The 22,436-nt window shown below is 63.3% G+C and carries 19 protein-coding genes; 12 read left to right on the top strand and 7 right to left on the bottom strand.

Annotated features, from left to right (window positions below; genetic code table 11):
- The first annotated feature begins 144 nt into the window (after positions 1 to 144).
- The 7 genes from HGI46_RS17130 to HGI46_RS17160 all read left to right on the top strand — a co-directional run bounded on the left by HGI46_RS17130 (position 145) and on the right by HGI46_RS17160 (position 9,311).
- Positions 145 to 867 carry a response regulator transcription factor gene (locus HGI46_RS17130; RefSeq protein WP_039331775.1) on the top strand — a complete coding sequence of 241 codons (723 nt, stop codon included), beginning with the start codon at positions 145 to 147 and terminating at the stop codon, positions 865 to 867.
- A complete protein-coding gene (locus HGI46_RS17135) occupies positions 867 to 2,174 on the top strand; it encodes an ATP-binding protein (RefSeq protein WP_168905216.1) in 1,308 nt (435 codons plus the stop codon). The genes HGI46_RS17130 and HGI46_RS17135 overlap by 1 nt, the downstream gene beginning before the upstream one ends.
- Before the next feature lie 117 nt (positions 2,175 to 2,291).
- Complete coding sequence (locus HGI46_RS17140; RefSeq protein WP_168905217.1) at positions 2,292 to 2,987, top strand: carbonic anhydrase; 696 nt, start codon at positions 2,292 to 2,294, stop codon at positions 2,985 to 2,987.
- A complete protein-coding gene (locus HGI46_RS17145; RefSeq protein WP_168905218.1) occupies positions 2,984 to 4,510 on the top strand; it encodes a SulP family inorganic anion transporter in 1,527 nt (508 codons plus the stop codon). The genes HGI46_RS17140 and HGI46_RS17145 overlap by 4 nt, the downstream gene beginning before the upstream one ends.
- Before the next feature lie 247 nt (positions 4,511 to 4,757).
- Positions 4,758 to 5,600, top strand: a complete 843-nt coding sequence (locus tag HGI46_RS17150; protein WP_118073168.1) for a TorF family putative porin — start codon at positions 4,758 to 4,760, stop codon at positions 5,598 to 5,600.
- Between the two features lie 250 nt (positions 5,601 to 5,850).
- Positions 5,851 to 7,086, top strand: coding sequence for a serine hydrolase (locus HGI46_RS17155; protein ID WP_168905219.1), 1,236 nt, complete (start codon positions 5,851 to 5,853; stop codon positions 7,084 to 7,086).
- 23 nt (positions 7,087 to 7,109) lie between these two features.
- Positions 7,110 to 9,311: a TonB-dependent receptor gene (locus HGI46_RS17160; RefSeq protein ID WP_168905220.1), complete on the top strand. Its 2,202-nt coding sequence runs from the start codon at positions 7,110 to 7,112 to the stop codon at positions 9,309 to 9,311.
- A gap of 37 nt (positions 9,312 to 9,348) precedes the next feature.
- Here the strand turns inward: HGI46_RS17160 and HGI46_RS17165 are convergent, their stop codons facing one another.
- Together HGI46_RS17165 and maiA are read right to left on the bottom strand one after the other, a co-directional pair.
- A complete protein-coding gene (locus HGI46_RS17165) occupies positions 9,349 to 10,443 on the bottom strand; it encodes a helix-turn-helix transcriptional regulator (RefSeq protein WP_168905221.1) in 1,095 nt (364 codons plus the stop codon).
- A 126-nt stretch (positions 10,444 to 10,569) separates the two neighbouring features.
- Positions 10,570 to 11,211: a maleylacetoacetate isomerase gene (gene maiA, locus HGI46_RS17170; RefSeq protein ID WP_168905222.1), complete on the bottom strand. Its 642-nt coding sequence runs from the start codon at positions 11,209 to 11,211 to the stop codon at positions 10,570 to 10,572.
- On the opposite strand from maiA, the gene HGI46_RS17175 reads away from it, so the two are divergent.
- Positions 11,210 to 11,374, top strand: coding sequence for a hypothetical protein (locus tag HGI46_RS17175; protein ID WP_168905223.1), 165 nt, complete (start codon positions 11,210 to 11,212; stop codon positions 11,372 to 11,374). The genes maiA and HGI46_RS17175 overlap by 2 nt on opposite strands.
- Positions 11,375 to 11,421: 47 nt before the next feature.
- On the opposite strand, the gene HGI46_RS17180 is transcribed toward HGI46_RS17175, so the two are convergent.
- From HGI46_RS17180 to HGI46_RS17200, 5 genes are all read right to left on the bottom strand, one after another.
- Complete coding sequence (locus tag HGI46_RS17180; protein WP_168905224.1) at positions 11,422 to 12,138, bottom strand: IS6 family transposase; 717 nt, start codon at positions 12,136 to 12,138, stop codon at positions 11,422 to 11,424.
- Between the two features lie 343 nt (positions 12,139 to 12,481).
- Positions 12,482 to 13,513: an MBL fold metallo-hydrolase gene (locus HGI46_RS17185; RefSeq protein ID WP_168905243.1), complete on the bottom strand. Its 1,032-nt coding sequence runs from the start codon at positions 13,511 to 13,513 to the stop codon at positions 12,482 to 12,484.
- Positions 13,514 to 13,555: 42 nt separating this feature from the next.
- The gene (locus tag HGI46_RS17190) at positions 13,556 to 14,512 is read right to left on the bottom strand and encodes an MBL fold metallo-hydrolase (RefSeq protein WP_168905225.1); all 957 of its coding nucleotides are present in this window, start codon (positions 14,510 to 14,512) and stop codon (positions 13,556 to 13,558) included.
- A 65-nt stretch (positions 14,513 to 14,577) separates the two neighbouring features.
- A complete protein-coding gene (locus tag HGI46_RS17195) occupies positions 14,578 to 16,905 on the bottom strand; it encodes a TonB-dependent receptor (protein WP_168905226.1) in 2,328 nt (775 codons plus the stop codon).
- A 156-nt stretch (positions 16,906 to 17,061) separates the two neighbouring features.
- Positions 17,062 to 17,973, bottom strand: a complete 912-nt coding sequence (locus HGI46_RS17200) for a LysR family transcriptional regulator (protein WP_168905227.1) — start codon at positions 17,971 to 17,973, stop codon at positions 17,062 to 17,064.
- A 141-nt stretch (positions 17,974 to 18,114) separates the two neighbouring features.
- Between HGI46_RS17200 and HGI46_RS17205 the strand changes: the two genes are divergently transcribed.
- The 4 genes from HGI46_RS17205 (at position 18,115) to HGI46_RS17220 (ending at position 22,322) form a co-directional block, all read left to right on the top strand.
- Positions 18,115 to 19,041, top strand: coding sequence for a LysR family transcriptional regulator (locus HGI46_RS17205; protein WP_168905228.1), 927 nt, complete (start codon positions 18,115 to 18,117; stop codon positions 19,039 to 19,041).
- A 112-nt stretch (positions 19,042 to 19,153) separates the two neighbouring features.
- Complete coding sequence (locus HGI46_RS17210; protein WP_168905229.1) at positions 19,154 to 20,380, top strand: amidohydrolase family protein; 1,227 nt, start codon at positions 19,154 to 19,156, stop codon at positions 20,378 to 20,380.
- An 8-nt stretch (positions 20,381 to 20,388) separates the two neighbouring features.
- Positions 20,389 to 21,897, top strand: a complete 1,509-nt coding sequence (locus HGI46_RS17215; protein ID WP_168905244.1) for a bifunctional 3-(3-hydroxy-phenyl)propionate/3-hydroxycinnamic acid hydroxylase — start codon at positions 20,389 to 20,391, stop codon at positions 21,895 to 21,897.
- Complete coding sequence (locus HGI46_RS17220) at positions 21,894 to 22,322, top strand: heme-binding protein (RefSeq protein WP_168905230.1); 429 nt, start codon at positions 21,894 to 21,896, stop codon at positions 22,320 to 22,322. The genes HGI46_RS17215 and HGI46_RS17220 overlap by 4 nt, the downstream gene beginning before the upstream one ends.
- Positions 22,323 to 22,436 lie beyond the last annotated feature (114 nt).

Here is a 22,436-nt window from a genome sequence, read left to right on the forward strand (position 1 = left end):
GCGAACGGATCGGGCAGGCGCAAACAGGGCGCCAAACCGCCGCTTTTCCCCAGCAAACGTCACCATAGTGCCTGTTCTTCAACCTTGGCACCACGGGCGTCGCTGCTATCGTGCACCGTGTTGCTGCAACCGCGCCGGAGCTTTATGCAATCTCCATCAATCGTACTTGTGGAAGACGACGGGCCGCTGCGGACGCTGACCGCGCGTGCCTTGCGGGAAAACGGCTACAATGTCCGCACTGCTGCCACTGGCGCAGAAATGTGGGTGGCACTGGAAAGCGAGCCGGCCGATCTGGTCGTGCTCGACATCATGTTGCCGGGAACGAGCGGGATCGAGCTGTTCCGTCGCCTGCGCAAGCAAAGCGACGTGCCGATCATCTTCGTCTCGGCTCGCGGCAGCGAGGAGGATCGCGTCCTCGGGCTTGAACTCGGCGCGGACGATTATCTGCCCAAGCCATTCAGCACGCGCGAACTGGTGGCCCGGATCGGCGCGGTACTGCGTCGCGGGGCCAACGCCGTCACCGATACCGCTGGCGATACGGGCAGCCGCAGCGGCGACATCCATTTTGACGGCTGGTCCGTGTCGATGGCCCGGCGCGAACTGCATTCGCCCAGCGGCGCGATGGTGGACCTGACGGGGGCTGAATTCGATCTGCTGGCCACTTTCATCGGCCAGCCCCAGCGCGTGCTCGGGCGTGAGCGCCTCATCGAACTTTCGCGCACCCGCTTGGGCGACAGTTCGGATCGCAGCGTCGACGTGCTGGTCAGCAGGTTGCGCCGCAAGCTTTCCGCGGCTGGAGGCAATGCTCCGATCGTAACGGTTCGCGGCGTGGGCTACATGTTCAAGGCCGAAGTGCAGCGCGCCTGATGCTGTCGCGCCGCTTTGGCCTGCCCGAGCGGCTTCTGGCGATCCTGCTGCTTGTCGCGTTGGTCGATTTTGCGGCCAATACCCTGCTGTTCGATCGTGCCAGCCAGTTCGCGTTGCGCGAAGACGACGCCGCGCGCGTTGCCGAGAATCTGATCATCGCCACCCGCGCGATCGAGCGCGCGCCGGTTACTGATCGCAGGCAGGTTGCCAAGGACCTCAGCTCGGCGCGGTTCGCGCTTGATTGGCAGCCGTCCGGCAATCGTCCGGGCGGGTCGATCCAGCTGTCGCGCCTGCGCCAACAGATCATAGAAGACGCCCCCGAACTTGGCCGGGCCGACCTGCAACTGCATCTCAAGCCGGTGGCCGTTGCCGGCAACATCACTGGATCGCTCACCCTGCCTGACCGCAGTATCGTGCAGTTCCAGACTTACGCCAGCGATGCCTGGACGCTCAATGCCGGGCGCATCCTCACGCTGATGATGCCGACCCTTGCGCTGGTCCTGCTTGCCTGGGTGCTGTTCCGGGCAACACTGGCGCCGCTGCGGACCCTGGTCCGGGCGTCGAAGACCGTCGGTTCGGGACCGCCGCAACTGCTGTCCGAACAGGGCACCGCCGAAGTGCGCGACCTCATCCATGCCTTCAACGAGATGCAGCAGCGCGTCTATGAATCCATGACCAACCGCACGCAGTCCATGCTGGCGATCGGGCATGATCTGCGCACCCCGCTCTCGCGCATGCAACTGCGCGTCGAAAGCCTCGATCTCGACGAGGAAACGCGCGAGGGCATGAGCGCTGACCTCGGCGAGATGCGGCACATGCTTGAATCGCTGCAGGCCTTCGTCGAATCCGGCGGGAGCCGCCTGCCAGCCGAACGCATCGATGTGGCGGTGATGGCGCAGACGCTGGTGGATACCGCCGCCGACAATGGCGCCGATGCCACCTTCCACGGCCTCGAAAGCCTCGAGATCATGGCGCGCCCCGTCTCGGTGCGCCGTGCTCTTTCCAATCTGATCGAGAATGCGCTGCATTACGCGGGCAGCGTGCGGGTTACCGTGCAGCGCGTCGACGGCGCGGCCGAGCTCCAGTTCGACGACGATGGCCCCGGCATCCCGGCCGAGCGCATCGACGATGTTCTGCAGCCATTCGTTCGGCTGGACACTGCGCGCGCCCGCGATACGCCGGGCATGGGCCTTGGCCTCGCCATCGTGCGGCGGGCAATCCAGCTGGATAATGGCACCTTGCTACTGCGCAATCGGCCCACTGGGGGCCTCCGCGTCACGGTCCGTTTCCCGTTGGCGACGAACTGAAAGGTTGCGAAACAGTTCGTTACACACCCGCGCTCATGCGGAAAGATGCGGCACATACTTTGACTAGTTTCCGGGCGACCTCAGTCGGTTGTCGAGTCTAGTGAAAGGTCCAGCACCGTGAACGAGCTTATCGGCCGCGTCTTCAGCTTCGAAAAGACCATCTTCCCCGACAGCCGCGAACTGTTCGGCAAGCTTGTCAGCGAGGGACAGTCACCCAAGGCGCTGATGATTTCGTGCGCGGATTCCCGCATCGTTCCCGAGCAGATCATGCAGGCCCAACCCGGCGAGCTGTTCGTCTGCCGCAACGCCGGAAACATGGTTCCTCCCTACGCCACCATGAACGGCGGCGTGACCTCGACCGTAGAATACGCCGTCATGGCGCTGGGCGTGCGGGACATCATCGTTTGCGGCCATTCAGATTGTGGCGCGATGAAGGCGCTCTCCGCGCCGGCGCTGCCTGAAGGCATGCCGAACGTGGTCGCCTGGCTGCGCCATGGCGCGGCGGCGGAAAGCGTGGTCTCCAGCTGCTCGCCCCACCTCGGCACTGACGAGCGCGTCCGCGCGGTCAGCCTGCAGAACGTGATTGTTCAGCTTGACCACCTCCGCACGCATCCTTCGGTGGCGACAGCCATCGCAAAGGGTGAAATGTCGCTGCATGGCTGGTTCGTCGACATCAGCGCCGGCATGGTGCTTGGTCTCGACGGCGAGACCGGTGAGTTCGTGCCGCTGCGCGAAGACAAGCCGCTGCCAGTGGCGCTTCCAGCCCGCTCGCGCCGCGTCCTCGACGCCTGGATCGCCGAGGCCGCAGAATGACAGCCGCGACTGCCGAGGCCGGTGGCGGGATTTCCCGCTACTTCGTCCGCGATTTCACCGCGTCTATCGTGGTGTTCCTTGTTGCCATGCCCTTGTGCATGGGCATCGCCATTGCGTCGGGCGTGCCGCCTGAGAAGGGACTTGTTACCGGGATCATCGGCGGGATCGTCGTTGGCCTGCTCGCCGGTTCGCCGCTGCAGGTAAGCGGTCCGGCCGCCGGCCTTGCGGTAATCGTCTTCGAGTTCGTCCGTGATAACGGCCTATCTGCTCTCGGACCGGTGCTGGTGCTGGCCGGTGCCCTGCAACTTCTTGCGGGCGTCGCCAAGCTGGGCGGCGTGTTCCGCGCAATCTCGCCTGCAGTGGTCCACGGCATGTTGGCCGGGATCGGCGCCCTGATCGTCATCGGGCAGTTCCATATCCTGTTCGATGCCAAGCCGCTCTCCAACGGTATCGACAATCTTGCCATGATGCCCGCGCGCGTGCTTGGCCTGACGCCGTTCGATCTGCGGTCGACCGAGCTTGCGCTCATGCTCGGCCTGCTCACCATCGGCACGATGCTGGCGTGGGAAAAGCTCAAGCCGGCAAGGCTTGGACTCGTGCCGGGCGCGCTGCTTGGCGTGCTGGCGGCGACGGGCGTGGCCTGGGGCTTCGGGCTCGACGTGGCGCGCATTGCCGTTCCGGATTCGATCGGCGCTGCCTTTGCGCTGCCCGGCGGTGATTTCCTCACCCCGTTGACCAACGGCTCGCTGATCGTTTCAGCCATTGCCATCGCCTTCATCGCCAGCGCCGAAACCCTGCTTTCGGCCGCAGCGGTTGACCGCATGCATGATGGCGTGCGGACCGACTACAACAAGGAGCTGCGGGCGCAGGGCGTCGGCAACCTGCTGTGCGGCGTGGTCAACGCGCTGCCGATGACAGGCGTGATCGTGCGCAGCTCGGCCAACGTGCAGGCGGGCGCGATGACTCGCACGTCTGCGGTGCTGCACGGGGTGTGGATTCTCGGCTTCGTGGCCCTGCTGCCGTTCATCCTGCGCGAAGTTCCTATGGCGGCGCTGGGCGGGGTTCTGGTGGTCACCGGATGGAAGCTGGTCAGTCTCAAGCAGGTTCGTCGCCTGTTCGAGGTGCATGGCTTCATGCCCGCGTTGATCTGGGTCGCGACCTTTACGCTCGTGGTGACGACCGACCTGCTCACCGGTGTGCTGGTGGGTCTAGCCCTGTCTGCGCTCGAGCTTGTTCCGCACCTGCGAAACCTGCGCTTCCGTGTCGGCGAGCAGACCGTGGGCGAAACCGTGCGCCTTGAACTGGAAGGTGCGGCCACGTTCCTGGGGCTGACGCGGCTGACCAACGCTCTCGAGCAGGTCCCGGTTGCCAAGCCCGTTCACGTCGACCTCGACCGTGTCCATGCGATGGACCACACCACGGCCGAGATGCTGACGGAGTGGCTGGCAAGGCGCAAGCAGCGGGGGGATGCGGTGACCGTCTCTGGCCCCGCGCCCCTGCTGAAGACGCTGGCACACGCCTGAAACCCCGCTCGATTCAGAGCGTTGGGATCAAGACGCGCGCGACGGCCCACCCCCTCTTGTTGCGCGCCAGATGGCAAGAGTCGGCAGAAATTGCCGGCTCTTGCCATTTGACGGAAGAATCTATCTTGCAGTGCAGCAAAACGGCGTGTATTACTTTTGGCTCTGCAGTGACGTCGCTCCGTCTTTGAGAAGCGCTCGCACGGCAGACGCAGGTGGAACGTGATAACCTATCCAGGGAGCGTTCCGTATGAAGACCCGTCTCGCCGCAGCCGTGGCACCTGTCGCCCTCGCACTTTTTGCGACTCCGGCTTTCGCGCAGGAAGAAACCCCCGCCATCACCGTTTCGGGCAGCGCAGCTCTCGTTTCGGACTACCGCTTCCGCGGCGTTTCGATGACCGACAAGGAAATGGCAGTTCAAGCCGGCGTCACCGTGGCGCATGAAAGCGGCTTCTATGTCGGCACCTGGGGTTCGAACCTCGCCGGCTGGGGCACCTTCGCCGGTTCCAACATGGAACTCGACATCATCGGCGGCTACAAGACCGAGATCAGCGGCGTGACGGTCGATGTCGGCCTGACCTGGTACATGTATCCGGGCGGCCTCGACAACACCGACTTCGCCGAGCCTTATGTCAAGGTGTCGAGCGCCGTCGGTCCGGCCAACGTCCTCGTCGGCGTGGCTTATGCTCCCAAGCAGGAAGCGCTTGGCCAGTGGTACAACTCGGGCGCCTCGGCTGCCACCGGCGTCTACGACAATCCCGGTGCCAAGGCTGACAACGTCTATGTCTGGACCGACCTTTCGGCTGGCATCCCCGACACCGGCCTGACGGTCAAGGGCCATATCGGCTACACCAACGGTGGCAACAAGGGCCTTGGCCCTCAAGGCACCTCGGTTTCGCCGACCGGTGACTATGTCGACTGGCTGGTCGGTGCCGATTACACCCTCGGCAACGTCACGCTCGGCGTGGCCTATGTCGATACCGACCTTAACCCGACCGACTTCAACTACCTGACGCCGAACTTCTCCTCGACCAAGGATGGTTCGTCGATCGCCGGTTCGCGCGTGGTCGTTTCGGCTACTGTCGCCTTCTGATCGGGGCGGCCCCTGGCCGCTATCTGACGATAATTGACGAAAGCCCTTCTCTCCGATGCGGAGGGGAGGGCTTTTTCTTTACGGCGCGCACCGCACTCCCAGCAGTGCTTACCCATTCCGTCCGACCCTGCCGGTGGGCGTGAAAATTGTTATGGCATATACCAAATGGTTCATGCGCCGGGTTCACGCGCGGCCTAGCCATATCCCGAGGATGACCGATGCGAGTCGTCCGCCAGGGAGACAGTTCACGATGACTCTTGCCATTCGTCTGACCGCAGCCGCGCTGTCCGGGTTGCTGGCCTTGCCGATGCCGGTTCAGGCCCAGCAACAATTACCCGCGCAACTGCAATCCGGCCCTGCTTCGGACGTGCCGGTGGCAACGCAGGTGATGCGCTGGCGCATGAACGACGCCGATGTGAACAGCTTTGCCTTCCGCAACATGGATCAGTTGTTCACCACGCGCACGGTCGCGCATTCCGGGTCACCGTGGGCCTTGCCCAAGGTCGAGCGCCCGATGGATTTCACTTATGCATTCGGCGGCAAGACCTGGACCGCCGAGCAGGCGCTCGAGCGCACTTACACCAACGCTCTCCTGATCATGAAGGACGGGCGGATCGTCACCGAAATCTATCGCAACGGCTCGAACGAGCGCACGCGCTTCATGGGCTGGTCGATGACCAAGTCGCTGACCTCGACCCTTGTCGGCGCGGCGCTTGCCGATGGGCTGATCGGCTCGCTAGATGATCAGATCGTGCGCTACCTGCCCGAACTGAAAGGCAGCGGCTACGATGGTGTGACCATCCGCCAGATCCTGCAGATGCGCTCCGGCGTCGACTACGAGGAGCGCTACGACTTCGCCAATCCCGGCATCGCGGCGAGCAACCATATCAACGCGCTCGTCAAGAACGTTGCGCGCTTTGCCGATGTCGCCCGTACCATCAAGCGCAAGTCGAAGCCCGGTGAAGTCTTCGCCTACAAGACCATCGACACCGCCGTGCTCGGCTGGTTGATCGAACGGGTCAGCGGTGGTTCGGTGGCGGCCTTCACCGCGCGCAAGCTGTGGGAGCCGCTCGGCACCGAGGCCGATGGCTTCTACATCATGGATGGCCAGCCCGGCACAGGACGCGAATTCAGCGGCGCAGGCTTCAACGCCACGCTGCGCGATTGGGCGCGCTTTGGCCAGATGATGCTGAATGGCGGGATGGCCAACGGCAAGCGCGTTGTTAGCGAGGAGTGGGTCAAGGTGGCCCAAGCTCCGGCTGGTCCCGAGGACGGACCGGAAGGCGGTTATGGCTACCAGTGGTGGACCATGGCCAATTCGCCCGCCTATTCGGCAATCGGACTGCAGGGTCAGTACGTCTACGTAGATCCCGCCAGCCGGACCGTGGTGGTCAAGCTGAGCTACTTCCCGCCCATGGAAGGCAGCGTCGGACAGGAAACCATGGCCTTCCTTGCCGCCGCCTCTGCATGGAAGCCGGCACCGTAAGCAATAACAAGAGGGAGGATACCATGAAGACTCAGTATCTACTGGGCTGCGCGATGACGCTTGCCCTTGTCACCCAGCCGGGCACCGCGTTTGCACAAGCGGCGCAGGATACGGCCAGCGCGTCGGAGGAAGCGAGCGAGGGCGTTGGCGAGATCATCGTCACGGCGCAGCGTCGCAAGGAAAAGCTCCAGGACGTCGCCGTCTCCGCAACCGCCTTCGATGCCAGTGCGCTGGCCGACAAGGCGGTGACCAATCTGGCAGACCTGCAGAATGCCAGCCCTGCGCTGTCCATTTCCGATGGTGGAATCACCCAGTCGATCAACATTCGCGGCATCGGCCTTGCCAGCAATTCGCCAAGCGTGACGGCAGGTGTCGCAACTTATGTCGACGGCCTGTTCCAGCCACCAATCGTGCAGGCCAACAGCTTCTACGACCTTGCCAGTGTCGAAGTGCTGCGCGGGCCGCAGGGGACGCTGGTCGGTTCCAACTCCACCGGCGGCGCAATCTTCATCAACACGCAGAACCCGCTGCTGGATGAAGGCCTTGGCGGCTATGCCGTGTTCGGTGCCGGCAATTACAACTCGGTCCAGTCCGAAGGTGCAGTGAACCTGCCGGTGTCCGATACCTTCGGCTTCCGCGCCGCAGGCTTCTATCGCAATCGCGACAGCTTCTACAACAGCGTTGGCCCCGTATCCAACCAGGCCGGCAGGCTGCGCGAAGGCGGCGGACGCCTGACCGCGATGTGGAAGCCCGGTTCGTTCCAGGCCGTTGCCAAGGTCTCGTTCAACGATCGTGATTCGGGCGGTTATGCCTATCGCCCGATCCTCGGTACGCCCTACGACGCGTTCCGCGTGGGCGATATTCGCACGATCAGCTTCGATACGCCTGTGGCAGAGCGGCAGAAGGCGTTCCAGGCCAGCCTCGAACTTCGCCAGGAACTGGCCAGCGGCATCACCCTGCGTTCGGTCACCGGCTATCAGCACAAGCGCATCAAGGCCCTGAACGACCTAGATGCCTCGGCGGGACCGGGCGGCATTGCCGAAGACTACTTCGCGGGCGAAAAGGTCTACACGCAGGAATTCAACGTCATCTCGCCGACCGAGGGCCGGTTCGACTGGATTCTTGGCGGGTACTTCCAGCGCAACGACATTGCGATCCGCATCCTGCAGGACCAGCAGGGCTTCCGCACCGACATCATCGGCGGCAACCAGCGCACCACCACCGGCCTCTTCGCGCAGGGCAACTACGAGATCGTCCCTGGTCTCGAAGCCCAGCTTGGCGCGCGGTATTCCACCTACAAGGCCACTGGCGAGGGCGACGTGAAGATCGGCAGGGGCATCCCCGACTTCCCGCCAAACGGGCTTTCGGTTGCATCGCTGGCTGGCAGCCACAAGGACTCGCTGGCCACCGGCAAGTTCGCGCTCAACTGGAAGGTTGATGCCGACAACCTGCTCTATGCGCTCGTCGCACGCGGGTACAAGCCGGGCGGCTTCAACTCGCCCACCTCGAACTTCGATCCGGAGCGCGTGATCAGCTATGAAGCAGGGTGGAAATCCGCCTTCCTGCGCAACCGCATCCGCACCCAGATCAGTGCCTTCTACAACAAGTACGCCAACTTCCAGTTCAACGTGGTCGAACCCACCACCGGCTTTGCCGGCGTCGAGAACATCTCGACCGTCGAGATCAAGGGTGTTGAGGCGCAGGTGCAAGGGCGCTTCGGCGGCTTCGGCTTCGATGCCAACGTGGCCTATGTGGACTCGGACCTGGCCAGCGTCACCTTCGTCAACACCCGGACGTTCGGCGGCGCAGCCCTTGGCCCTCAATGCGCGACCGGTGCGCCATCCAACCCCCCGGTCTGCTTTGACTACACGCCGTTCATCCAGACCACCGGCGGCGGCCCCAACCTCTATGCGCCGCGCTGGACGTGGGGTGGCGGCGTAGAATACGAGATTCCGCTCGGCGGGGAGATGTCGCTGACGCCGCGGGTGAACTATGCCTATGTCGGTGAGCAGTTCACCTACATCGGCTATTCGCCGCTGTCGGACCGCCTTAATCCGCGCGGCCTGCTTTCGGCAATCGTGACGCTCAGGATCAACGACAGGCTGAAGCTCGAGGCCTGGGGCACGAACCTGACGAACAAGGACTATATCACCGGCCAGCTGAACTCGAACGAGTTCTACGGCGCACCGCGGGAGTACGGGGTCAAGCTGAACGTCACCTTCTGACGCGCAGAGGTCGGAGCGGAAGGACCGTTCCGGCCTCTCACAACCTGGCAAGAGACTGGCAGACCTGCCGCACCAGATCGGCCTGTCTGCCAACGCCCGCCTTGGCCAGCGCGCTCTTGAGCTGCATGCGCGCGGTGCCCTCGGCAATGCCGCGATGCGATGCGTAGTCCTTGACCGTCATCCCCCCGACAAGGTGCGCGGTCAGTGTCGCTTCGGCCATCGTCAGCCCGAACAGGCTGGCCACTTCGGCTGCATCGATCCGGGGAGCCGTGCCGGGCGAGCACAGCGCCAGCAAGGCAAGGTTGCGTCCCCATTTGCGCTTGTCTGCCGCATCGCGGCGCAACACGCGCAAGTGCAGGACTTCTGCTGGCTGCTCACCTGGCACGCGGCAGGTATCGCCCAGCGTTCCCGCAATCGCGGCGCGGACAACGCCGGTGGCTTCGCTCGCGCCAAACCGCAATCTGCCGCGCACCTGGGTGACCTGTGGCAAGGCATCGATAAGCGCCTCGGCAGCAGCGTTCATCCAGTGGATGCCGAGATCCGTGTCGCAGGCGACCAGCGCCAGACTGGTGGAGTCCATGAAGGCCTCGGCAACCGAGAGGCGCGCCTCGTATCCTGCCATGCTCGTCACCAGTCTGGAGACCTGCCGGAAATGCGGCAGCAGCAGGTTGAGGAAGTGCAGGTCTTCCTCGGTCATGTCGCGCCCGTCGCCAGCGTGGCGATGAAAGATCAGCGTCGTATGTTCGCCCGGCACGGTCTTGCAGCCGAGCCAGAACCCTGCGCCAAGACCACAGCCCGCAAGGCCGCGCCTGAGAGCTTCCCGATCGCTTGCCGTCAGGGCAATGCTGCGCTGGTCGCTCTCGATCTCGTCCTGCCCGCGCGGTTCGGTGTCGCGGCGAAACCGCGGGTTGAGGGGCGAATTGGCCCAGGTGTCGTGCGTCTTGGCTTCCTGGGTAGACCAGGTGTCACGCAGACTGGTGACCGGCACCAGATCGTCCCCGTCGGTTATCAGCCGCTGGAATACCGCACTTGCCACGCCCAGGCGCAATTTGATCGCGTCGAGGACCTCGGTCCAGCGAGCATCCTCGCCGACCGCGCCGTACATGGCCGCAACGAGATCGTTGTCGCTCACCCTCGGCTCGCACTCCTCTTCGCGCTGCCCATCGTTCTCCGTTTCAGGGCATGCCGTGGCTTTAACCGAGTTTGCGGTCCGGCGATACCGTTTCGGCTAAGTGGTCTGTCGCGCCATGCCGCTGCGTCACGATGGCGCATCGGGCTGCCGCTCCGGCGCTGCAGACGCGAAGGCGGCAAGCTTCATGCATTCGCTCTCGATCGCGGCAATCCGCCCCAAGTCGAACCTTGCGCCAAAGCGGCGTGCATTGCCCAGTTGCGGCACCAGCACCACGTCGGCCAGCGTAAGCTGATCGCCAAAGCAGTAGGGACCATCGAAGTCCGCGATAAGCGCGGCAAAAGCATTCAGTCCGCTTTCGATAACCTCGGCTGCCCAGGCATTGGTCTCGCTTTCGTCCAGTCCACGCCGCCGCAGCATCTTGAGCACCTTCAGGTTCTGCACCGGGTGGATGTCGCAGGCGATGACTTGCGCCGCGGCGCGAACCTTGGCGCGCTCCAGCGGCGTTCCCGGCAGCAGCGGGGGCTGGGGATGCAGCTCGTCCAGATATTCGCAGATCGCAAGGCTCTGGGTGAGGACGTCGCTCCCGGTGACCAGCGCGGGCACGAACCCTTGCGGATTGAGCGCGACGTAGTCCGGCGCCTTCTGCTCGCCCGCCCGCAAGTCGTGCGCTACGCCCCGCCATTCGAGCCCCTTGAGGCCAAGCGCGATGCGTACGCGCCACGTCGCCGTAGAGCGCCAGAAACCATGCAGGATCAATGGGTCAGTCATGAGTCGTCCACCAGTCATGCCGGTGGTATCGCCCAAGACCAAGCTAGATGCCATCCCGGGGCCAACCACCCGGACGACCAGCAAAGGTCGATCGGTCTGGGTGTCCATCACTTTCTGGGAGGGCTTCGCGGCATTGCGCATGGTGGCGGAGCTGTCAGTCTAAAGCGAAACGTTCTCTGCTGACAAAGTAGCCCCTGAGGCAGTCGGACCTCAGGATACGAGGGATTGCCACTCGGCAAGAGCTGCCGAGCGTCGCTGCTTGAAGGTCTGTCGGTCGACGAGGTGGCGTTCCTGGGAGAAGTGGTTGTGGAGGGAGGCGTGGACTGAGGCGAACTTCTGTAGCGCCTTCATCTGCCGAAAGCGGAGCATGGCTCGCTCTCTTCGTCGGAAGGGCAGGTGGCTGTTCTCGACCCGGTTGTTGGCCCATCTCCCGATTTCCTGTTTGTCCTCGCAGCCAAGCTCGGTCATCGCGGCGCGATAGGAGCGCAGGCCAACGGTTGTGATGCGCTCTGGCGAACCATGCCGTTTCAGGGCCTTGCGCATGAAGGTGAGGGCGGCAGCCTTGTCCCGTGTGCGGGTGACGTAGCTTTCAAGCACTGCGCCTTCCTGGTCCACTGCGCGCCAGAGATAGACCATCTCGCCATTCAGCTTCACGTACATCTCGTCGAGATGCCAGCGCCAGTGCCGGAAGCCCCGCATGCGGTTGACCCGCTGCCGCCGGATGTCGGCCGCGAACATTGGTCCGAAACGGTTCCACCACAGCCGCACTGTCTCGTGGCAGACATCGATCCCGCGCTCGAAGAGCAGGTCTTCCACGTTGCGCATGGACAACGGGAAGCGGACATACATCATGACCGCGAGCCGAATGATCTCCGGCGAGGAGTTGAAATAGCGGAAGGGACTGGGGCGTTTGCGCGGTCTTGGCATCAGGCGAAGCTAGCGGCGTGAGCGTCCATCTCCAACCGGTGCGTTAGCTTTGACAGTGCCGGACGGAACGATGCAGGCGGCCAACGCGACAGGTGCATTGCCAGCTTCGCGAAACACCAGTAACGGCTCGCCCAAGATGTGCCGCGCAAGCAGCACGCCTCCGTTCAACTCTTGGGCAAATCCCGCAGCGGACCAGATACTTGGCGGGACATTCCCTGCACTTTTTGCATTTGCTGGACCAGCATTGGCCCCCGTCGTCATCAATGGTTGCTCCAGATGCAGGGCTTTCCAATCATCGCTGAACGGCTTGCAGGCCAAAGGGATAGCCCCACAAAAGAAGTGGTTAGAATTTCTGTCCGTCTGCGGCGATTTGGACGTTGCCGGAATAGTGCTGCAAGATTTCCTGCTTGTAACGCGCGGCCGCGTCTGGCTGGCCCGCTGCCCCACCGCCTGCGATGTGCGTGACAACAACCGACTTCACGCCCGCCTTCTGCGCCATCTGGCCGATGTCCGCTGTCGTAATGTGATGCGTTCGCAGATGCGTTGCCATGTTGGCCGCATCCTGGGGCGAAAGGTCGGCTGCCCGGCGGCGCATGGCGGCCATCGTGGCGTCGATGTCTATCATCTCGCTTACAAGCAGGTCGGCTCCCGCAGCCAGCGCCTTAACCTTGTCGCTTGGCCCGGTATCGCCTGTGTAGACTATGGAACGATCCGGCGTATCGAAACGGAAGGAGAAGGATTTGAAAAGGCGCTCTTCCTCGGATCCTGCCGGGAAGCTGTAATGCGTGTTTTCGGCTACCTTCACCTTGATGTCGCCGATGGTAATCTGGTCGCCATCTGCAAGTTCCCGCACAACGATGCCGGTTGCAGGGTCTATCGGAACTTCCCCGGGCACACCGAAGCCGGACCGGGCGCTTGGGCGCATTGCAGCGATCAGGCCGTCGATGATCGCCTTGGTGCCATAGGGGCCATAGATCGTCAGCGGCGTAGTTGTGCGGGTCTGCAAACGCAGGCCCAGAACCCCGTAAAGTCCGCCGATGTGATCGAAATGGATGTGGCTGATCCAGATGCTTCGAAGATCGCGATAGTTGCCACCGACACGGACAATTGCTGTGGCCGCGCCGTCTCCGGCATCGACAAGATGACCTTCGCCCCGGCGCATCAGCAGGTTGGCAGGCTCTGCCCGCTCCACGCTGGGCATCGGTCCTCCCATCGTGCCGAGCGTGTACCAGTCGAAATGGTCGCTCTGACGTTCGACAGGCGCAGAGGCCTGCGCCGGCCTGCCGCTCGGCGCTGACTGCCCCTGCGCACAGGCCGAAGTCGCTGTCATGCTCAGGATCAGGGCCAATGTGGCGGCGGTCTTGCACAGTCTCATCATCGCTGGGTCCTTGCCAAAAGCTGTCAAAGTCAAATTCAGTCAGAAGCTCAGGCGCGCAAGGTCGCTGCCAAGCACGACTTTGCCAGAGTACACCGAACGGATCACGGCCAGATCCGCCTCGCTCACGACGCCAATGTGCGAAAGCACCAGCATTTTCACATTGGCCGATGCCGCAAGCTTGCCCACCTCAAGCGGTGAGAGGTGTTCCACATCCATATGGCTGCGCACAACGGGAGGCACCGATGCGCGATCAGCGAGCGACGTCATTTCGCTGACGAGAACATCCGCGCCTTTTGCGAACGCCGAAAGCTCAGTCGTCGGCCCGGTATCCCCTGTGAAGACGACCGTGCGTCCTTGACTTTCGAACTTCAGCGAAAAGGACTGGTCGCGGTTGCTCTCGGTAGAAGGGGGCAGATTGAAATGGGTGTTCGGCAGTGCCGTGACGCGCACGACGCCATCATCGAGGACGACGGTGTCTGAGAACTCCTGCGTCGCCAGGAACTCGGCCGGTGTGCGCGGCAAACGTTGTTCAATTGTGCGGATGCGCGCGCTGGGCATCATGACCGCATTTACGCCTTCGCCAAGCGCTGTGGTTCCTTGCGGACCGATTACGGTCATCTTTGGCGAACGCAGGGTGTAGGCAAAGGATGCGAGGCCCGGAAGGCCTGCATAGTGATCGTCATGCAGGTGAGTCAGCAGGACCGTCGAGATATCGGACGCTTGAAGGCCCACCTTGCCAAGCTGGTGGACCACTCCTTCACCGGCGTCGATCAGATACTTCCTGCCACCGATCATCAGCAGCGTGGCAATCCCGGCGCGATCGGCCCTTGCGATTGGCCCGCCTGCCGTGCCGAGCAGGATGATGGATCCCTGTTCGGCAGCGGGCTTTTGAGCGACCGGAGGCTGGCTGACATTCGGGGACGCGGGTGTTGCCGCGCTCGTGCAGGCTGCAACGGTAGCGCTGGCAATGGCGAGCAGGCATTTCGCCAGTCTCATGCAATTCTCTCCCGGAGAGGGGAGGCGCTGCGGCCTCCCCGCCCCATCTGTGGGCGATCAAGGTATCAGAAACGATACCCGATACGCGCGCCATACGTACGCGGCGCACGCAGCGTGGCGTAGGAAACGTTCAAGATCGGGCGATTGCCTGCCCGGGCGAAGATCACTTCGTTTTCGATATTGTTGATGAACCCGGTGAGGCTCCAGCGATCATCAGAGCCATTGAGCGTCAGGTAGGCATCCGAGGTCATGAAGGCCTTCTGGCGCTCGTTCTCCTGGAAGTTGACGTTCAGGAAGAAGCTCGACGAGATGTTGGTGCGGGCACCAGCAACAAGGTTCATGTCACCGCCAAGCTCGAACGTGTGTTCGTAGCCCAGGTTTGCCACCCACTTCGGCGACTGCACCGTCGGCTTGCCCGAGCAATCGGTGTCGAAGAAACGCGCGTTGTTCACGCCCGGGTTGGCAAGACGCGAACCGGTCACCACGCAACCTGTCGGAATGGGATTGCCAGGGCCGGAGAAGTTGGCGGTCTTGAGCGAGTTGTACTTGCCGTTGAGGTACTGGACATTGGCATTGAAGCGGTCGTTCGGCGTCAGCGCGAAGGCCATTTCGAGTTCGGCACCGTAGATCCGCGACTTGCCTGCATTTACGGTCACGCCGCCATTGGCGAACAGACCGGTACCGGTACGAACGCCACCGACGAAGGTGACCTGCTGGTCGGTGTAATCCCAGTAGAATGCCTCGAGGTTCACCTGCAGGCGGTTGTTCATGAAGCGGTTCTTGGTGCCGATCGTGTAGGCGGTCAGCTCTTCGGGAGCGAAGGTGTTGTCCGGCGGGCTTGCGACGAAGAAGCCACCGGTCTTGAAGCCGGTCGCCACGTTGGCATAGACCAGCGAGGCCGGGCCTGCATCCCATTCGACGCCCGCCTTCCAGGTGAATTTCTCGAATGACAGCGCACCAGGGAAAGGTGCCCCCAGCGGAGGATTGACCGGCCCAGGCCGTCCGCCCGAAACCGACGAGGTGAGCTGGGTCTTGTCTTCCTTGGTGTAGCGGCCACCGGCCACAAGGCGGAAGGTGTCGGTAACATCGAAGGTCAACTGACCGAACACCGCGCGCGATTCCGTCTTGAGCTTCGGATTGAAACGCGCCGTCGACAGATCGCCCTGCGCGAAATAGTTCAGCGCGGCCTGATCTTCCCAGAAATAGAAGCCACCCAGAACATAGCGCAGGCGCTGGTCGGCCTTCGAAGAAATCCGAACCTCGACCGACATCTGATCGGCGCTGTCCTGGATTTCCCCGAGGAAGCCGGGAAGATACGTGCGGAAGTCGGTCTTCGTGCTGCGATAGGCCGGAATGACGGTCAGGTCGGCGAAGCCGAGGTCCCCTTCGACGGTGGCGCTGACGCCCCAGAACTCGTTGTTCAGATAGCCATCGTTGCGGGGCGTATAGACGCAGCCGCTATTCACGAGGTTTCCGAAACCGCCGCAGAACGGATTGCCCGGAAGCGTTCGCGCAGCAACACCGGCAGCGGCCACGGCGATGGGATCCGATCCTCCGATACGGTCAGACAGCGGCGGAGCGGCAAAAGTCGCGGTGGGGATCAGAACGTTGCCCGGCCCCTTGCCATGCTGGTTGTAGTAATCGGCCACCAGCAGCATCGACCACTGGTTGTCCGGCTTGATCAGCAGCGAAGCGCGCGCTGCCTCGCCGCGTTCGTCGTCATAATTGTCCGAGAGATAGCCGTCGCGGTCAACGATCTGCGTCGCAAGGCGCAGGGCAACGGTTTCGCCGATGGGCAGGTTGATGGCGCCCATGCCCTTCTTGGCGTCGTAGTTGCCGTATTCAAGCGTCACGTCGCCGGAGAACTCGCCAAGCTTGGGCCGCATGGGCAGGACGTTGATCGCACCGCCGGTGGCATTGCGGCCATAGAGCGTGCCTTGCGGCCCTTTGACCACTTCCACGCGCTGCAGATCATAGAAGGTGCCTGCAGGAGCGGTAGGACGACCTACAAAGACGCCGTTGAAATTGAATGAAACCGCATTTTCTGCAAACGAGTTGCCCGACTGCGTGCCGACGCCGCGCAGGAAGAAGCTGGTGCTCGAACCGCCCGACGGCTGGATCGACAATGCAGGAACAATTTTGGCAAGGCCCGTGGCTTCACTGACGCCGGCGTTTATCAGCGTGTCACCCGTTACGGCAGTAACAGCCAGTGCTGTTTTCTGCAGCGATTCTGCACGGCGCTCTGCCGTCACGACGATTTCGGCAAGACCGCCTTGATTGCTGCCTTCAGCGGCAGCTTCTGCGGCTTCAGCAGCCGCTTCCTGCGCCAAGGCCGGTGCTGCCATGGCAACGGCGCTGACGCCAGTTGCAATCGCAAAAATCGTGCGCTTCATGCTTCACTCCCCAAATGCGTTTCCAGTCCCGTCTCAGCGGGTCTGGTGGGGCAATGACGCATGAGCCCAAAGGCTGGAAGAACAGTTTGATTAGAGCCTCATAAGCAAACCTGATGCCCGGGCGATTCGGAGAGGATCACGAGGCGTTCGCGGGGATCACAAGGCGTTCGCTGCCGCTTGTTCAAGAAACTTCGATATCAACCATTGCAGCCCGGCGTCATTCTGGCGGGTCCTATGGTATTGCACATGTTCCTCGATGTGGATCGTATCACCGGGCACGGGTTTGATTTGCAACGGGAAATGATTGCAGAAGCGCCGCGCCAGGCTTTGCGGAACAATGGAAAGTCGGTCGGTGCCCAAGAGCAAGGTCGGGATGCTGGCAAAATTGGCGACTACGATGGTCGACTCAGTGACGCGCCTTGCGCTCATCAAGCCGCCAAAGCCGGAGCGTGCCTTCACGCTGCCGCGGAAAAACGCAGCCACGAAGCTCGCGCTGTCCAGATCCGGCTCAGACAGAGGGCGGTTGAGAAGGGAATTGTCCCGGCATCCTATCAGGACCATTTTCTCCCGCATGAGGAACTGCGTAGGATGGTCTGGTCCCAGCAATTGCTTGGGCAGGATAGAAAGATCGACCTCACCCTGTTCAAGCGGCAGCCAGGATTCCTGAACCGGTGGCAAAACCTTGACCCGAATGCCCGGCGCCTCTTCTTCAAGATGGCGAAGCGCATCGGCCATGACCGTTTCGATCACGAAGTCCGACGCCTGAATGACGAAGCTGCGCTCTGCCGTTGCCGGATCGAAGGCGCTGGTCTTCTCGATCATGCCACGCAAGGTGACCAGGGTCTTGGCAACCTCCTCGGCGATGCCCTCTGCCAGCGCGGTCGGGATCATGACATTCCCGTTGGACACCAGGATTTCGTCCTGGAACTGGTCGCGCAGCTTGCGCAGGGCAATGCTGATCGCGGGCTGCGTGACATTGAGCACGCGCGCCGTTTCCGAGACGCTGCGGGTCTTCAGCAGGGAATCGAGGGCGACGAGAAGATTGAGATCAAAACCGTGGAAACGCATCGCTGTGCTCGCCTGTGACCATTGTGACCCGCAAGGCGGGCTTTGTCATTAGTACAGTTTATGACCACTCATATCCCGATGCAATTCGCTAATGACCTGATGGCGCAGTATCCTGCCCTCATAACAATCGGGCGAGGATCCATGACCACCAGCACGACAAGTTTGAGCAATGGCGGCGGACTAGACCCCCGTGCCTTGATTACATTTGCCAACGTCTGCGAAGCCGGGACGCTTAGCGGCGCGGCGCGGCAGATGAACGTCTCTCAGCCGTCGATCTCGCTGACCATCGGCCAACTCGAGAAGCGATTGGGCGTTACGCTTTTCGAACGGACGGCGAGCGGGGTGGTCCTGACCACCGAAGGTCACGCGCTGCGCGGTCGTGCCGATGCATTGAAGAAACTTATAGCCGATGCGCGAAGGGCAGTGGATCTGGCCCGCAACAACATGACCGGACCGCTGCGGATCGGGGGCACGCCAGGCGCCCTTGTTACTCTTCTGCCGCATGCCCTGGCGCGCATGGAGAAATCACACCCGACGTTCGAGTTGACGGTACTCGAACGGACCGAAGCCGAGCTGACCGAGATGTTGCGCAAGGGGGAAATCGAGCTTGCGCTGGTGACGACCCAGATCGAACCGCCGCCTGCCGGAATTTCGGAATTCACCGTGGCATCCGATCCATTCGCCCTGGTGGCGAGTGCACAAAATCCGTTCGTGCTCGAAAACGCGAGTCTCGCCGATCTGGTGGACCTCCCCTGGATCCTGCCACACGCAGGCGGCGGTTTCCGGCGCCAGATCGATGCCCTGTTTCTTGCAAACGAGATTCCGACGCCAGCTAATGTGCTGCGCTGCGATTCCCTGCTCACCACGAAAGCCATCCTGTCGCGGACCGACCGCGTGACGATCCTGCCAAAGCGCATAGTTCGCCCGGAAGTGGCAATGGGCGAACTGAAGGCCGTGGACATCGCGGACAGCACCTTTACCCGGCATATCGGTGTGCGGGTCGCGGCAGACAGCGCACTCTCGCCTCTGGCAGAGAGCTTCGTGGAGGCTTTTTCGGCCACGGAATAGCCGGCTTGCGCAGCGAGGTCATAAGGCATGACTATGGCCGTATTGGGTATTGATACTTCTCCCATATCGCTTCCGGCCATAAGCCACTCCCGACAAGAATCGGGAGTAGGCCATGTCATCAGTGCTCATCCGCAACGTGCGAATTTTCGATGGTGAGAACCTGCTCGAGGGCGAGCGCTGGGTGCGGGTCGAAGGCGACCGCATCGCGGCGATAGGCGAAAACGCGCAGAGCGCTTCTGCTGCCGATGTGGTGATTGACGGCGCGGGCCGGACGTTGATGCCGGGCATGGTTGAGGCACATGCGCATTTGACGTGGGGGTCTTCGGTGGAGAAGATCTATCACCAGTTCATCCTGCCGGAGGACGAGTTGAAGGTGGCGGCGTGGCGCAATGCGCGGGTGCTGCTCGACCATGGCTTTACCAGCGCCTATTCGGCAGGCGCGCTGGGGGATGGCATCGAGGTTGCGCTGGCGCGGGCGATCGAGGCGGGCGAGACGCCGGGGCCGCGGCTCGTGCCTTCGACGCTGGAGCGCAGCCCGGAAGGGGCCGAGGGCGTCGACACCGGTGACGTGTTCAACGGGCGCGGGGCCGAGGCGATCCGCAAGTTCGTGGCCTATTGCAAGGAGCAGGGCATCGGCTCGCTCAAGCTGGTGGTATCGGGCGAGGATGCCCTGAAGCCCGGTTCGGCCGGCGACGTGCTCTATACCGACGAGGAGATGGAAGCGGCAGGCGAAGCGGCGCGCGAGGCCGGCCTGTGGATCGCCACCCATGCCTATTATCCCAAGGCGATCGAGCTGGCGCTGAAGGCCGGGGCGCGGATCATCTACCACGCTTCTTACGCCGACGAGGCGGCAGCCGACGCGATGATCGCGGCCAGGGACACGACGTTCTACGCACCATCGCCGGGCGTTTCGATCGCCGCGCTGGAAGCCACGCCGCCGCCGCACATCGACATGAGCCACATGAAGAAAAGCGCGGCCGAGCGGATGGAGCTTGAATCAAAACTGGTGCCTGCGCTCAAGGCCCGGGGCATGCGCATCCTGATCGGCGGCGACTATGGCTTTCCGTTCAATCCCAATGGCCGCAATGCGCGCGACCTGCAGATCTTCGTCGAACACTTCGGCTACACCCCGGCCGAGGCGCTGCACGCAGCAACCGCGCTGGGCGGCGAACTGATGGACCTTGAGGTTGGCCGGGTGAAGCAGGGCTGGCTGGCCGATCTGCTGCTGGTCGATGGCGATCCGACGCAGGACGTCTCGATCCTGCAGGACAAGGACAAGCTCGTCATGATCATGAAGGGCGGCGCGCTCTACAAGGCGCCTGCCGAGGTTGCCGCCTGATGTCGACGATGTTTGACGTTGCCGTGATCGGTTGCGGCCCGGTGGGGGCGATGGCGGCCAACCTGCTGGGCAGGCAGGGCCTGTCGGTGGTCGTGCTCGAGAAGGAGACCGAGCACTATCCGCTGCCGCGCGCGGTCCATCTCGACCACGAGATGATGCGCCTGTTCCAGAGTGCAGGCGTGATCGACCGGGTCGAGCCGGACATGGTGGCGACCGACGGGCACCTCCATGTCGGCGCCGATCATGGCGTGATCCGTTACATGGGCACGGTCGGCAAGCCGCGCCCGTTCGGATGGGCCAACGACTACTTCTTCTACCAGCCCGAGTTCGAGGCGCACTTGCGCGCGGCATTTGCCGACAACAGCCGCATCGGGGGCAGCATTGGTCTGCTGCTGGGCGCGGAGTTCACCTCGCTTGCGCAGGATGAGGATGGCGTGACGGTGACCTACGCGCAGGATGGCACGCAGCGCAGCCTGACCGCGCGCTGGGTGATTGCTGCCGATGGCTCGCGCAGCCCGGTGCGCAAGGCGCTGGGCGTCAAGCTCGACGATCTCGGCTTCGAGGAGCCGTGGCTGGTGGTCGATGCCGAAGTGGAAGGGCCGGTGACCTTCCCGGACCTGACCGGCGTGCCCGAGGGTGCGGACCTGCAGCGCCTGTCGGTGATGATGTGCGATCCCAACCGGCCCGCCACGGTCGTTCCCGGCCGTCGCAACCATCGCCGCTGGGAGTTCATGCTCCTGCCGCATGAAGACGATGCCGAGATGATGCGCGAGGAGAATGTCGCGGCCCTGGTCGGCGCCTGGATGAAAGATGTGCCGCACAAGGTCGTGCGCGCCGCCACCTATCGCTTCCACGGGCTGGTGGCCGAGCAGTGGCAGGTGGGCCGCGTGTTCCTGGCCGGCGATGCCGCGCACCAGACCCCGCCGTTCTTCGGACAGGGCATGTGCCACGGCCTGCGCGATGTGGCCAACCTTGCCTGGAAGATGGCGGCGATCGTCAACGATGGCGCGGACGAGGCCATCCTGACGACCTACCAGCCCGAGCGCGACCCGCACGTGCGCGGCGTGATCGGCGCGGCAGTGGCGGCAGGGCGCTATATCTGCGAACTCGATCCGGCCCGGGCGGCGCAGCGCGATGCCAGCATCCGCGCGCAATCGGCGCAGAAGGCAGGCGAGACCGCGGCAGACCTGATCCCGGCGATCTCGACCGGCTTCGTGGCGCAGGGCACGCCTGCCGCAGGCCAGCGCTTCATCCAGCCGATTCTCACAGACGGGCGCAAGCTCGACGATCTCGTCGGCCAGGGCTGGCGCCTGTTCGTGCGCGACGGCGGCACGGACGGCGCTGTCGTGGCCAGCGATCTGCCCGACAACGGCGCGGTGCTGAACTGGCTGGTGGACCGCAATGTCGATGCCGTGCTGGTGCGCCCCGATCACTATGTGTTCGGCACCGGCGCTGCGGCAGACCTGCTGGCCTTGCGCGATGCGATGCTGCGCCAGAAGCAGGAGATTGCGGCATGAGCCTGACGCTCAACGCAGCCCAGACCATCGTCACCGCCGCACTGGCAGAGGCGCGCTCGCGCAGTGCCAGGCCGCTTGCGGTGATCGTGCTCGATGCCGGCGGCCATCCGGTGGCCTTCGCGCGCGAGGACGGGGCCAGCCTGTTCCGCCATGACATCGCCCGCGCCAAGGCGATGGGCGCGCTCGGCATGGGCGATGATACCCGCGTCCTGGCAGAACGCGCCAAGGGCAATCCCGCCTTCTTCCAGAGCGTCAGCGTGGCCGTCGGCGGCAACATCGCCTTCTCGCCCGGCGGCGTGCTGATCCGCACAGGCGGCGCGATCATTGGTGCCGTGGGCATCAGCGGCGATACCGGCGAGTGTGACGAGGACTGCGCGCTTGCAGGCCTCAAGGCTGCCGGATTCGATCAGGAGAACCCCAAGTGAAGCTGCGCAGCATCGAAATTGCCCTGCCCGATCCCGCGGGCGCCGCGGCGTGGATGGTCGACGTCTGGGGGCTCTACCCCGCCGAAGTTCGGGGGCAGACGCACTACCTGCGCG

The sequence above is a fragment of the Novosphingobium sp. ERW19 genome (assembly GCF_012641315.1).
GTDB lineage: Bacteria > Pseudomonadota > Alphaproteobacteria > Sphingomonadales > Sphingomonadaceae > Novosphingobium.

Bases quoted from the DNA above. Each gene is read 5' to 3' on its own strand.
- HGI46_RS17150 (WP_118073168.1), top strand. From the start codon at position 4,758: ATGAAGACCCGTCTCGCCGCAGCCGTGGCACCTGTCGCCCTCGCACTT.
- HGI46_RS17210 (WP_168905229.1), top strand. From the start codon at position 19,154: ATGTCATCAGTGCTCATCCGCAACGTGCGAATTTTCGATGGTGAGAAC.
- HGI46_RS17130 (WP_039331775.1), top strand. From the start codon at position 145: ATGCAATCTCCATCAATCGTACTTGTGGAAGACGACGGGCCGCTGCGG.
- HGI46_RS17160 (WP_168905220.1), top strand. From the start codon at position 7,110: ATGAAGACTCAGTATCTACTGGGCTGCGCGATGACGCTTGCCCTTGTC.
- HGI46_RS17145 (WP_168905218.1), top strand. From the start codon at position 2,984: ATGACAGCCGCGACTGCCGAGGCCGGTGGCGGGATTTCCCGCTACTTC.
- HGI46_RS17155 (WP_168905219.1), top strand. From the start codon at position 5,851: ATGACTCTTGCCATTCGTCTGACCGCAGCCGCGCTGTCCGGGTTGCTG.
- HGI46_RS17135 (WP_168905216.1), top strand. From the start codon at position 867: ATGCTGTCGCGCCGCTTTGGCCTGCCCGAGCGGCTTCTGGCGATCCTG.
- HGI46_RS17180 (WP_168905224.1), bottom strand. From the start codon at position 12,138: ATGCCAAGACCGCGCAAACGCCCCAGTCCCTTCCGCTATTTCAACTCC.
- HGI46_RS17215 (WP_168905244.1), top strand. From the start codon at position 20,389: ATGTTTGACGTTGCCGTGATCGGTTGCGGCCCGGTGGGGGCGATGGCG.
- HGI46_RS17190 (WP_168905225.1), bottom strand. From the start codon at position 14,512: ATGAGACTGGCGAAATGCCTGCTCGCCATTGCCAGCGCTACCGTTGCA.
- HGI46_RS17195 (WP_168905226.1), bottom strand. From the start codon at position 16,905: ATGAAGCGCACGATTTTTGCGATTGCAACTGGCGTCAGCGCCGTTGCC.
- HGI46_RS17205 (WP_168905228.1), top strand. From the start codon at position 18,115: ATGACCACCAGCACGACAAGTTTGAGCAATGGCGGCGGACTAGACCCC.
- maiA (WP_168905222.1), bottom strand. From the start codon at position 11,211: ATGACTGACCCATTGATCCTGCATGGTTTCTGGCGCTCTACGGCGACG.
- HGI46_RS17175 (WP_168905223.1), top strand. From the start codon at position 11,210: ATGAGTCGTCCACCAGTCATGCCGGTGGTATCGCCCAAGACCAAGCTA.
- HGI46_RS17220 (WP_168905230.1), top strand. From the start codon at position 21,894: ATGAGCCTGACGCTCAACGCAGCCCAGACCATCGTCACCGCCGCACTG.
- HGI46_RS17185 (WP_168905243.1), bottom strand. From the start codon at position 13,513: ATGAGACTGTGCAAGACCGCCGCCACATTGGCCCTGATCCTGAGCATG.
- HGI46_RS17200 (WP_168905227.1), bottom strand. From the start codon at position 17,973: ATGCGTTTCCACGGTTTTGATCTCAATCTTCTCGTCGCCCTCGATTCC.